Source organism: Micromonospora sp. Utrum1, from assembly GCF_057197805.1.
In genome coordinates this window covers 6,761,327-6,773,315 of record NZ_CM170071.1, presented here as the reverse complement: position 1 = coordinate 6,773,315, position 11,989 = coordinate 6,761,327, and the positions used below count along the sequence as shown (strand labels likewise).

The 11,989-nt window shown below is 69.9% G+C and carries 10 protein-coding genes; 7 read left to right on the top strand and 3 right to left on the bottom strand.

Annotated features, from left to right (window positions below):
- Nucleotides 1–316: 316 nt before the first annotated feature.
- The 5 genes from AC0OLQ_RS31795 (at nucleotide 317) to AC0OLQ_RS31775 (ending at nucleotide 6,076) form a co-directional block, all read left to right on the top strand.
- Nucleotides 317–1,960, top strand: coding sequence for a peptide ABC transporter substrate-binding protein (locus AC0OLQ_RS31795; RefSeq protein WP_484529241.1), 1,644 nt, complete (start codon nucleotides 317–319; stop codon nucleotides 1,958–1,960).
- Nucleotides 1,961–2,107: 147 nt separating this feature from the next.
- A complete protein-coding gene (locus AC0OLQ_RS31790; protein ID WP_357342805.1) occupies nucleotides 2,108–3,034 on the top strand; it encodes an ABC transporter permease in 927 nt (308 codons plus the stop codon).
- A complete protein-coding gene (locus AC0OLQ_RS31785; protein WP_484529240.1) occupies nucleotides 3,027–4,013 on the top strand; it encodes an ABC transporter permease in 987 nt (328 codons plus the stop codon). The genes AC0OLQ_RS31790 and AC0OLQ_RS31785 overlap by 8 nt, the downstream gene beginning before the upstream one ends.
- Before the next feature lie 25 nt (nucleotides 4,014–4,038).
- On the top strand, nucleotides 4,039–5,067 hold the full coding sequence (locus AC0OLQ_RS31780) for an ABC transporter ATP-binding protein (protein ID WP_357342926.1): 1,029 nt from the start codon (nucleotides 4,039–4,041) through the stop codon (nucleotides 5,065–5,067).
- Nucleotides 5,060–6,076 carry an ABC transporter ATP-binding protein gene (locus AC0OLQ_RS31775; protein WP_357342809.1) on the top strand — a complete coding sequence of 339 codons (1,017 nt, stop codon included), beginning with the start codon at nucleotides 5,060–5,062 and terminating at the stop codon, nucleotides 6,074–6,076. Before AC0OLQ_RS31780 ends, AC0OLQ_RS31775 begins: the two co-directional genes overlap by 8 nt.
- A gap of 101 nt (nucleotides 6,077–6,177) precedes the next feature.
- Here AC0OLQ_RS31775 and AC0OLQ_RS31770 read toward each other — a convergent pair whose 3' ends face one another.
- A complete protein-coding gene (locus tag AC0OLQ_RS31770) occupies nucleotides 6,178–6,531 on the bottom strand; it encodes a chorismate mutase (protein ID WP_357342811.1) in 354 nt (117 codons plus the stop codon).
- A gap of 290 nt (nucleotides 6,532–6,821) precedes the next feature.
- Between AC0OLQ_RS31770 and pcrA the strand changes: the two genes are divergently transcribed.
- Nucleotides 6,822–9,332: a DNA helicase PcrA gene (gene pcrA / locus AC0OLQ_RS31765; RefSeq protein WP_484529239.1), complete on the top strand. Its 2,511-nt coding sequence runs from the start codon at nucleotides 6,822–6,824 to the stop codon at nucleotides 9,330–9,332.
- Nucleotides 9,333–9,391: 59 nt separating this feature from the next.
- Here pcrA and AC0OLQ_RS31760 read toward each other — a convergent pair whose 3' ends face one another.
- Complete coding sequence (locus AC0OLQ_RS31760) at nucleotides 9,392–10,168, bottom strand: M23 family metallopeptidase (protein ID WP_484529238.1); 777 nt, start codon at nucleotides 10,166–10,168, stop codon at nucleotides 9,392–9,394.
- Nucleotides 10,169–10,418: 250 nt separating this feature from the next.
- Entirely contained in the window at nucleotides 10,419–11,129 is a 711-nt protein-coding gene (locus AC0OLQ_RS31755) for a M23 family metallopeptidase (RefSeq protein ID WP_357342816.1), read from the bottom strand.
- Nucleotides 11,130–11,515: 386 nt separating this feature from the next.
- Here AC0OLQ_RS31755 and icmB point away from each other — a divergent pair, with 386 nt between their 5' ends.
- Nucleotides 11,516–11,920: a coenzyme B12-dependent isobutyryl CoA mutase small subunit gene (gene icmB / locus AC0OLQ_RS31750; RefSeq protein ID WP_357342818.1), complete on the top strand. Its 405-nt coding sequence runs from the start codon at nucleotides 11,516–11,518 to the stop codon at nucleotides 11,918–11,920.
- Nucleotides 11,921–11,989 lie beyond the last annotated feature (69 nt).

The following is an 11,989-nucleotide window of genomic DNA, read 5'->3' as shown; positions in this document are numbered from 1 at the left end:
TAACGGCTTGATAACGGCACCTTCACGCAAAGGGCTGGTGGGTGTCACAGTGGCAACACCTCACCCCCCGGTGTGAGGCACCCCGTCGGGCCCGCCGACCACGTGACGCCGCCCCCATGCGCCGGTGCGTGGCCGTTGACCCTGCGCGGTGTCTTCGTCGAAGGGTGTGGCGCCCGGCGGATCGGTCCCCCTGGGGGTGTCCCGATTTCCTTCGCGGTAATCCGGCGGCCTGTGGTTCGGGTCGTCGGTGGTGTCACCCCCCAAACGTGCGTGAAACTCACGACGGAACCAGGTTAGAAAGAGGAGGCCCCTCGGAATGAGAGTCTCGAAGCGGGCGAGCGGCGCGCTCGCGGTGGGCGCGGCATTCGCGCTCATCGCGTCCGGCTGCTCCAGCGGCAACGACGACGGCGGCGACGCCAGCGCCAGCAAGGACGGCGCGATCGTCATCGACGGCACCCAGCCGGAGAACCCCCTGGTTCCGGCGAACACCACCGAGACCGGCGGCGGCAAGATCGTCGACTGGCTGTGGAGCGGCCTGGTCGAGTACCCCAACAACGGTGGAGCGCCGCAGAACCTGCTGGCGGAGTCGATCGAGACGAGCGACTCGAAGGTCTTCAAGATCAAGATCAAGCAGAACACCAAGTTCCACGACGGCACCACCGTCAAGGCCGAGAGCTTCGTCAAGGCCTGGAACTGGGCGGCGTACGGCCCGAACGGCGCGCAGAACGCCTCCTTCTTCGCCGACATCCAGGGCTTCGGTGACACCTACACCGAGGACCCGGACGGCCCGGACGGCCCGAAGAAGGCCGCGGAGCCGAAGGCCAAGGAGATGTCCGGCCTCAAGGTCATCGACGACTGGAACTTCGAGGTCACGCTCTCCGCGCCGACCGCCGTGTTCCCGACCAAGCTGGGCTACAGCGCCTTCATGCCGCTGCCCGACGCCTTCTTCGCCACCACTGCGGCGGAGTTCGGCAAGAAGCCGATCGGTAACGGCCCGGTCAAGCTCGTCTCCTGGCAGGACGACGTCGAGCTGAAGCTCACCCGCTTCGACGACTACAGCCTGCGCGACAAGATGAAGATCAAGGACGTCACCGTCAAGATCTACCAGGACGACACGGCGGCCTACAACGACCTGCTCGCCGGCAACCTGGACTTCCAGCAGCAGGTCCCGGTCTCCTCGCTGGCCGGTGACAAGTGGAAGACCGACCTGGGCGAGCGGGCGATCCAGACGACGATCCCGTCGTCCGGCATCATCGCCTTCCCGATCTACGACAAGCGGTTCCAGAACAAGGACCTGCGTCGCGCCATCTCCCTGTCGATCAACCGGCAGGAGGTCACCGACAAGATCTTCTTCGGTAACCGCAAGCCGGCCGACAGCTGGGCCAACCCGCTGACCCCGGGCGCCGAGCCGGGCAACTGCACCGCCTGCAAGTTCGACCCGGTCGAGGCCAAGCGGCTGCTCCAGCAGGCCGGTGGCTTCCAGGGCAAGCTGACCCTGTCGTACAACGCGGACGCCAGCCACAAGGAGTGGATGGAGGCCGTCGCCCAGCAGATCAAGACCAACCTGGGCATCGACGCCGTCGCCGTGGGCGTGCCGACCTTCGCGGTCTTCCGGGCGAACATCAACGCCTACAAGATGACCGGCATGTACCGCGCCGGCTGGCAGCAGGACTACCCGGACGTGGAGAACTGGATCAACCCGCTCTACGTGACCGGCGGTTCCTCGAACGACGGCAAGTACAGCAACCCGCAGGTGGACGCCCTCGCCAAGGAGGCCTCGTCGGCCCCCAGCATCGAGGAGGCCCACAAGAAGTTCGCCGAGGCCGTCAAGCTGATCGACCAGGACGTGCCCACGGTTCCGGTCTACTTCAGTGGCGAGCAGTCCGGCCACTCGGAGAAGATCAAGAAGCTGGAGCTGAGCAACGTCGGCGAGCTCGACATCACCTCGGTCGAGCTCTGATCCGAACGGTCTGACCCCGGGTCGGGCTCGCCTACCGGTGAGCCCGACCCGGGGCCGTTCCGCGAGGGGGTGTACAACGAATCCCTCGCACGTTTGTCACGACGCGTGTCGGCCGCCCGGCGCGCCCCCTGTCAGGAGGACCACCCCATGGGCCGTTATCTCTTGAGACGGCTGCTGCAACTCGTGCCGGTGTTCATCGGCACGACGTTCCTGATCTACTGGCTCGTCTGGTCGGTGCCCGGCGACCCCTTCGCCGGCAAATGCGGTGACCGTGGTTGCCCTCCGAACTACCGGGCCATGATGACCGAGAAGTACCATCTCGACGATTCGATCTGGGTGCAGTACGCCAGCTACATGAAGAACCTTTTCCAGGGCGACTTCGGTATCACGTTCGGCGGTCGCGAGATCAGCGACATCATCGCCACCTCATACCCGAACACCCTGAAGCTGGCGGTGGTCGCGCTCGCCATCGAGGCCATCATCGGTCTCGGCGCGGGCGTGCTGACCGGTCTCCGGCGCAACGGCTTCCTGGACAACCTGGTCCTCGTCTCGTCGCTGTTCCTGATCGCGCTGCCGGTCTTCGTCATCGGCTTCGTGCTCCAGTGGTTCCTCGGGGTCAAGTGGGGCATCATCACCCCGACCGTCTCCAACGAGATGCGGTTCAGCGAGCTGCTCGTGCCGGGCTTCGTGCTGGGCAGCGCCTCGTCGGCGTACATCGCGCGAGTGGCGCGGACCAGCATCGCGGAGAACCGCCGCGCCGACTACGTCCGCACCGCCATCGCGAAGGGCCTCCCCATGCGCCGGGTGGTCGGCGTGCACCTGCTCCGCAACTCGCTGATCCCGGTGGTCACCCTGCTCGGCACCGACCTCGGTGCCCTGATGGGCGGCGCCATCATCACCGAGGGCATCTTCGGCATCAACGGCATCGGCCGCCAGGTGCTGCGGGCGATTGTCACCAAGGAGAGCGCTACCGTTGTCGGCATCGTGGTGGTGCTGGTGGTCGTCTATCTCGTGATGAACCTGCTGGTCGACCTGCTCTACGCCGCCCTGGACCCGAGGATCCGCTATGAGTGACCCGAGTACCGCGTCGATCGTCTCGACGCCGCCCGCGACCATGCCGACCGAGGCCGGCTCCGGCGCGCCCGTCAACGCCGGCCTGCCCGAGAACGCGCAGAAGCAGCAGAAGCCGCGCGGCCTGCTCGGCGACGCCTGGCGTGACCTGCGCCGCAAGCCGCTGTTCTGGATCTCGGCGACCTTCATCCTGCTGTTCATCGTCATGGCCGCGTTCCCGCAGCTGTTCACCTCCGACGACCCGGTCAACGGCGCGCTGTCGCGCAGCCGGGTCGACCCGTCGGCCGACGCCTGGTTCGGCTACGACGTGCAGGGCCGGGACGTCTACGCCCGGACCATCTACGGTGCCCGGGCCTCCATCGTGGTGGCGCTGCTCTCCGTGATCGGCACCCTGCTGATCGGCGGCGCGATGGGCATCATCGCCGGCTACCGGGGCGGCTGGGTGGACGCGCTGCTCTCCCGGATCGCGGACATCTTCTTCGGCCTGCCGTTCGTGCTCGGCTCGATCGTCATCCTCACCACGTTCAACGGCTCGGGCACGGACAACAACGAGTGGCAGATCATGGGGCTGGTCATCATGTCCCTGACCGTGCTGAGCTGGCCGGTCGTGATGCGGCTGATGCGCTCCTCGGTGCTCGCCACCAAGGAGGCCGACTACATCGTGGCGGCGCGCGCGCTCGGCGCCGGCACCGGCCGGATCATCCTCAAGCACCTGCTGCCGAACTGCCTGGCCCCGCTGCTGGTCTACGGCACGATCATGGTCGGCTCCTTCATCGGCGCGGAGGCCACGCTGTCCTTCCTGGGCATCGGCCTGAAGAGCCCGGTCGTCTCCTGGGGCATCATGATCAGCGAGGCCCAGAACTACATCCGGGTCTCGCCGTTCCTCCTGTTCTTCCCCGCCGCGTTCCTCGTCGCCGCCGTGCTGAGCTTCGTGATGCTCGGCGAGGCGGTCCGCGAGGCCCTCGACCCGAAGCTCCGATAGGGGAACTGAGTTGTCCGACATTCTCGTGTCCGAGCAGTCCGCGCCGGGCACCGACGGATCCGGTCGCCCCTCGGGCCGCCTGCTCGAGGTCGACGACCTGCGGGTGGAGTTCCGCACCCGGGACGGTGTCGCCAAGGTCATCAACGGGGTGACGTACCACGTCGACGCGGGGGAGACCCTCGCCGTGCTCGGCGAGTCCGGCTCCGGCAAGAGCGTCACCGCGCAGACCATCATGGGCATCCTCGACACCCCGCCCGGCTTCGTCACCGGGGGCCAGGTCCGCTTCCACGGCAAGGACATGCTCAAGATGTCCGCCGAGCAACGGCGCCGGATCCGGGGTGAAGGCATTGCGATGATCTTCCAGGACTCGCTCTCCGCCCTCAACCCGGTTTTCACCGTCGGCTTCCAGATCGCGGAGCAGTTCCGCGTCCGGCGCGGCATGAGCCGTGCGGACGCCAAGAAGCGCGCGATCGAGATGCTCGACCAGGTGAAGATCCCGAACGCCAAGGGCCGGTACAGCAACTACCCGCACCAGTTCTCGGGTGGTATGCGGCAGCGCGCCATGATCGCCATGTCGCTGGCGCTCGACCCCGAGGTGCTGATCGCCGACGAGCCGACCACCGCGCTGGACGTGACCGTGCAGGCCCAGATCATGGACCTGCTCGGCGAGCTCCAGCGGGAACGGCGGATGGGCATGATCCTGATCACCCACGACCTCGGCGTCGTCGCCGACGTCGCGGACCGGATCGCGGTCATGTACGCCGGCCGGATCGTCGAGGAAGCCGACGTGTACGACCTGTACGCCAAGCCGGCGCACCCGTACACCCTCGGCCTGCTCGACTCGATCCCGCGGATGGACGAGAAGGGGCAGGAGCTCCGCACCATCAAGGGCCTCCCGCCGAACCTGATGAACATCCCGCCGGGCTGCGCGTTCAACCCGCGCTGCCCGATGGCGCAGCCGGTGTGCCGGGAGAAGGTGCCCCCGCTGCTGCAGTTGGGCCGGGGCCGGGCCAGCGCCTGCCACTTCGCCGAGGAGCTCGTGAACCGTGACTGAGAACATCATCGAGGTCCGTGACCTGGTCAAGCACTACCCCGTGACCCGGGGTGTGGTGTTCAAGAAGACCATCGGCCACGTCAAGGCGGTCGACGGCGTCTCCTTCGACCTGAAGGCCGGCGAGACCCTCGGCGTGGTCGGCGAGTCCGGCTGCGGCAAGTCGACGCTGGCCCGGGTGCTGATGAACCTGGAGAAGCCGACCGCGGGCCAGGTGCTCTACAAGGGCCAGGACATCTCCAAGCTCTCCGGCGGGGCACTGCGGCGCCTGCGCCGGCAGATCCAGCTGGTCATGCAGGACCCGTACACCTCGCTGAACCCGCGTATGACGGTCGGTGACCTGATCGGCGAGCCGTTCGAGATCCACCCCGAGGTGGCTCCGCGGCGGTCCCGCCGGGACAAGGTCAAGGAACTGCTCGACCTGGTCGGCCTCAACCCGGAGCACATCAACCGGTACCCGCACCAGTTCTCCGGCGGTCAGCGGCAGCGCATCGGCATCGCCCGGGCGCTGGCCCTGCGGCCCGAGGTCATCGTCTGCGACGAGCCGGTGTCGGCCCTGGACGTGTCGATCCAGGCGCAGGTGATGAACCTGCTGGAGAAGCTCCAGGCCGAGTTCGGCCTCTCGTACGTCTTCATCGCCCACGACCTGTCGGTCGTGCGCCACCTCTCCGACCGGGTCGCCGTGATGTACCTGGGCAAGATGGTGGAGGTCGGCACCGAGGACGAGATCTACGAGCGGCCGACCCACCCGTACACCCAGGCGCTGCTGTCGGCGGTGCCGGTGCCGGACCCGACCGTGCGGGAGAGCAAGGCGATCATCCGGCTCCAGGGTGACGTCCCCTCGCCGGTCAGCCCGCCCTCGGGCTGCCGGTTCCGCACCCGGTGCTGGAAGGCGCAGGACGTCTGTGCCCAGGAGGTGCCGCTGCTCCAGATCCGGCCGGGCTCGGACCACCCGAGCGCCTGCCACTTCGCGGAGAAGCGGGAGATCGTCACCACCCACGAGGCGGCCTGATCCACCCCGGACCGCCTGCCGGCGTCAGCCCGACGCCGGCAGGCGGTTCGTCGTATCCGGGGGTCCGTGCCGCCGCCGTGCTCCCGGGCCGCGGGCACCCCTCACAGCGGTCCGCGGCCGGCGCGCAGCAGCAGGAGTGCGAGCTGGGTGCCGTCCGCGCCGAGCGCCTTGCGGAACCGCTCCAGGATCTCCCGCTCCCGGGAGAGCACCAGCCGGGTCCCGCCGGAGGCCATCCGGGTGGCCCCGACCTCCTGGGAGAGCGCGGCCCGCTCCTGCCAGAGCGCGATGATGGTGCGGTCGATCTCGTCGATCCGCTGCCGGATCTCGCTGATCCGCTCGGCCGCCGCCGAGTCGTCGGTGCCGGTCCGGGCTGCCGCGGCCCCGGTCGGGTCGCCGCCGGCCGGCCGGTCGTGCCGCGCCGGGCCGCCGCTGGACTCCACCACGTCAGTCATCATCGTCGTACCCCTCGGGGTCTCGTGCCCGGTACCCGGATCCCGGGACGGAAAAGCCCCGGGCTCCAGGAGCCCGGGGCTTTTCGTAGGTCTGTGATCAGGCGCGACCCACGGCTGCCGGACTCCCGGTGCCGTAGTAAAAGTAGAAGCGCTGACCGAACACGCCGTTGAGTATGCCGACCCGCGGGCCGGGCGCGCAAGGAAACCCGCCAACAGGTGGGACGTGACGCCTTCGTCTCGTCCGGGCCGCGTGGTCGGGAAGTGTCCGGCCGTCGGCATAGACTCGCCGTGCGATGCATCCTCTCTTCGACATTCCCGCGTCCCCGCCCACGCCGGAGCCCGGGGCGAACCCGCCGCGGCGGCCCGGGGCCCACGACGACTCCGGCTCGGCCGGCGGCCACAATTCGGCCTCCGCGCCGCTGGGCGGCGCTCCGGACCGCTCGAAGGCCGGTCCGTCGGCGCGCCGCGACCTGAGGCCGTCGGCCCGGCCGGACCCACAGGCCCTCCTCGCCGGCCTGAACGGTCCCCAGCGGGACGCGGTCACCCACGCCGGTTCCCCGCTGCTCATCGTGGCCGGCGCCGGCTCCGGCAAGACCCGGGTGCTGACCAACCGGATCGCCTACCTGCTCGCGGCGCGGGACGTGCACCCCGGCGAGATCATCGCGATCACCTTCACCAACAAGGCCGCCGGCGAGATGAAGGAGCGGGTGGCCGCCCTGGTCGGGCCGCGCGCCCGGTTGATGTGGGTGTCGACCTTTCACTCGGCCTGCGTCCGGATTCTGCGCGCCGAGCACGAGCACGTCGGCCTCAAGTCGACCTTCTCGATCTACGACGCCGACGACTCCCGCCGGCTGATGCAGCTGGTCGCCCGGGAGCTGGACCTGGACCCGAAGCGCTACCCGGCGCGCGGCCTGGCCGCGCAGGTCTCCAACCTGAAGAACGAGCTGGTCGACCCGGAGGAGTTCGCCGGCCGGGCCAAGGGCCCCAACGAGCGGGCGCTGGCCGAGGCGTACACGCTCTACCAGCGGCGGCTGGGCGAGGCGCACGCGCTGGACTTCGACGACCTGATCATGACGACGGTGCACCTGCTCCAGTCGCACCCGCACGTCGCGGAGAGCTACCGGCGGCGGTTCCGGCACGTGCTGGTCGACGAGTACCAGGACACCAACCACGCCCAGTACGTGCTGATCAAGGAGCTGGTCTCCGGCACGGAGGGCGTCCCGCCGGCCGAGCTCTGCGTGGTGGGTGACGCCGACCAGTCGATCTACGCGTTCCGCGGCGCCACCATCCGCAACATCCTGGAGTTCGAGCGCGACTTCACCGACGCCCGGACGATCCTGCTGGAGCAGAACTACCGCTCCACCCAGACCATCCTCAACGCCGCCAACGCGGTGATCGACCGGAACACCTCCCGCAAGCCCAAGCGGCTGTGGAGCGACGCCGGCGCCGGCGAGCAGATCGTCGGCTACGTGGCCGACACCGAGCACGCCGAGGCCGACTGGGTGGCCCGGGAGATCGACCGGCTGGTCGACGCGGGCGACACCCGCCCGGCCGACGTGGCCGTCTTCTATCGCACCAACGCCATGTCCCGGGTCTTCGAGGAGGTGTTCATCCGGGTCGGCCTGCCCTACAAGGTGGTCGGCGGGGTGCGCTTCTACGAGCGCAAGGAGGTCCGCGACGCGCTGGCCTACCTGCGCGCCGTGGTCAACGACGACGACACGGTCAGCCTGCGCCGGATCCTCAACACCCCGCGCCGGGGCATCGGCGAGCGGGCCGAGGCGTGCGTCGAGGCGCTGTCCGCCCGCGACCGCATCTCCTTCGGCGCGGCGCTGCGCCGGGCCAAGGACGCCCCGGGGATCTCCACCCGGGCGACCAACGGCATCGCCGAGTTCGTCGCGCTGCTCGACGAGGCGCGCGAACTGGCCGCCACCGGCACCCCGGAGGAGGTGCTGGAGGCCCTGCTGACCCGCTCGGGCTACCTGGCCGAGCTGGAGGAGAGCCTCGACCCGCAGGACGCCGGCCGGGTCGACAACCTCCAGGAACTGGTCAGCGTCGCCCGGGAGTACACGGAGCGGATCGAGGCGCTCGGCGAAGAGGACGAGCGGGCCACCCTGGCCGGCTTCCTGGAGCAGGTGGCGCTGGTCGCCGACGCCGACCAGATCCCCGCCGACGACCCGGACCACCAGGGCGTGGTGACCCTCATGACGCTGCACACCGCCAAGGGGCTGGAGTTCCCGGTGGTGTTCCTGAGCGGCCTGGAGGACGGCGTCTTCCCCCACCTGCGCTCGTTGGGCGACACCCGCGAGCTGGAGGAGGAGCGGCGGCTGGCGTACGTGGGCATCACCCGCGCCCGGCAGCGCCTCTACCTGTCCCGGGCGGTCACCCGCTCGGCTTGGGGCGCGCCGGCCTACAACCCGCCGTCACGCTTCCTGGAGGAGCTGCCCACCGAGCTGGTCCGCTGGGAGCGCACCGAGGGGTCGTACACCTCGTGGGCCGGCGGGGGCGGCGGCGTCGGCGGCCGGGCGGACCGGGTGCCCGGCGGGCGGGGCAACTTCACCGGGGGCACGCCGAAGGCGACGCAGCTCGCCAACCGGCTCGGGGTGGACGCCAGCCGGCTGGCCACCGCGAGCGAGCTGAAGCAGGCCCTCAAGGTCTCGGTGGGCGACCGGGTCAACCACCAGCGCTACGGCCTCGGCCGGGTGCTGGCGGTGGAGGGGCACGGCCCGGGCGCCCGGGCGCAGATCGACTTCGGCGACCAGACCATGTGGCTGGTCCTCCGGCACGCCCCGATCGACAAGCTCTGAGTTGAGTGAGGCCCGGCCCGGCGAGTGCCGGACCGGGCCCCTCCCTCGTGCCGTGGCCGTCAGCAGGCCACGTCGATGCCCCGGGCACGCAGGAACGGCGCCGGGTCGATCTGATTCCACATGGCGCCCTTGTGCACCTCGAAGTGCAGGTGCGGGCCCGTGGAGTCGCCGGTGGAGCCCTCGTAGCCGATGACCTGGCCGGCCTTCACCTTGTCGCCGACGTTGACGATCAGCCGGCTCTGGTGGGCGTAGTGGGTGAGGTAGCCGTTGCCGTGGTCGACGAAGACCGAGTTGCCGTAGCCGTCGCCGGCGTCGCCGGCCTTCACCACGGTGCCCGCCGCGGCGGCGTGGATCGGCGTGCCCGCCGGCATGGCGAAGTCGATGCCGGCGTGCAGGACGCCCCACCGCTGCCCGAAGCAGGAGGTGATCTCGGCGCCCTTCATCGGGATGACCCAGGCCGGCTTCGGCTTCGCGGTCTCCTTCGGCTTCGGCTTGGCCGGGGCGGTCTTCGTCGGCTTCGGGCTGGCGGCGCTGGGGCTCGGCGACGCGGTGACCGAGGGGGTGGCCGGAACGGTCGACTCGCGGGCCGATCGGTCCGCGCGTGCGGCCGCGTCAGCGCGCGCCTGGGCGTCGAAGTCGACCGCGGCGGGGGTGGGGGCACCGTGGTCGACGGTGGCGACGGAGACGCCGCCGACGCCGAGCCCGAGCAGCGCCACCGCGCCGACGACGAAATATGCGGTACGCCGGACCGGGCGCTGGCGCCGGTGCCGGGTGGGAGCGATGTCCGGGGTGTTCTCGTTCTGGATGGAGCTGTCTTCCTGCACGGAAACCTTCATCAGTCGAGGGGCACGTGACCTCGAAATACTGGTGTCGGCCGGGGCCGCGCCGGGTATGGGGTTCGGGAGGACCGGCGAGGCGGGTGACGCCACCTGCCCGGGTTTCCGCCGCGCTGGGCGGTTTGCTGTGGAAAAGGATCATGCAGGGCTGTGGCGCCGCCCACATTCGCGGCTGTGACCCAGCAGACTTTGCCGCAGACAAAACCGCCCGGATCGACTGATCCGGGCGGTCAACGGGCGATACGCAGCGTCAGGACGCGGCTACCTCGCTGTAGAACGCCTCGACTTCGAGCTGAATGTCCACTCCGCGGTCCTCGAGCCACGGCACCGGGTCCAGCGGCTGGCCGTTGACATGGATCTCCAGGTGCAGGTGCGAACCGTAGGAGTGGCCGGTGTTACCGACCAGGCCGAGCTGGTCGCCCGCCTTCACCTGCTGGCCCTCCTTGACGGTCACCGCCGAGGAGTGGCCGTAGATGGCCTCGCTGCCGTCCGGGTGCTTGACGATCACCGCGTAGCCGTAGCCGCCGAACCAGCCGGCCTTGGTGACCTGGCCGTCGTGGATCGCCTGGTAGGGCGTGCCCTCCGGGGCGACGAGGTCGATGCCGGTGTGCAGCTTGCCCCAGCGCATGCCGTAGGGCGACTGGAAGTCGTAGCCGTGCAGCGGGAGCAGCCAGGTGTCCTGCTCGGCGGCGGTCTTGCCGGTGCGGTCGTCACGGGTGGCGCGGTCCGCGCTGTCGACCCGGGCCGCGGCGTCCTGGCTGGTGATCGAGGCCTGCTTGAGCTCGTCGAGGACCGACGGGCTGACGCTCTTGGCGTCGGGGAGGGCGTTCGCGCCGAGGGCGACGAGGCCGGCGCCCACGAAGGCGGTGGTCACGACCGCGGCGTAGCGGCTCCGCGGGGGGGTGGGTACGCGGCGGCGGCCGCGATATCTATCGGGCTCAGACGACAGGCGCTGGCGCACGCACACCCTCCGTTGTCGGGGATCCGATGCGACTCCGGACCGTTCGGTGAAGCTCCGTCGAACCTCCGGTGTCGCGTCGTCACCCGTCCGTGGACCTGATGACAACCGTGGACACGTTAGCCAACCGCCACTCCTGTCACAAGCCGAAGCGCCGAATTGGCGTTTCGTTCTGTCCGTTTCCATCCGGTCTTGTCATAGCTCGTGCCGCCACTCGGATGGCCCGGCAACTGCCCGTTCGTCGCGGACAGTGACCGATCGGCGGAGGTGTCCGGCTTCCCGCGCGCCGGGCGGGGCGGTAAGACGCAGCCCGGGTTTCCGGCCCCGGGCAGGGCGGGTTACCGTTCGTTCAGGTCAGGAGTGCCGGAGCCGGTGAAAGGTGTGCGCTGATGAGCTCTCGTATCCGGGTCGTCGTCGCGAAGCCCGGCCTGGACGGCCACGACCGGGGCGCGAAGGTCGTCGCCCGTGCCCTGCGTGACGCGGGCATGGAGGTCATCTACACCGGCCTGCACCAGACCCCGGAGCAGATCGTGGAGACCGCGATCCAGGAGGACGCCGACGCGGTCGGCCTCTCGGTGCTCTCCGGGGCGCACATGACCCTCTTCAAGCGGGTCCTCGAACTGCTCGGCGAGCGCGACGCGACCGACATCGTGGTCTTCGGCGGCGGCATCATCCCGGACGCCGACATCCCGGAACTCCAGCGGCTCGGCGTCGCCAAGATCTTCACCCCGGGCGCCACCACGCAGTCGATCGTGGAGTGGGTCCGGGAGAACGTCGCCCAGCCGGTCGCCTGACCTTCCCGGCGGAGCCCGGCGTCCCCTCCCGGCGGAGCCCGCGCCCCTTCCCGGCGCGCCCGGGTCGCT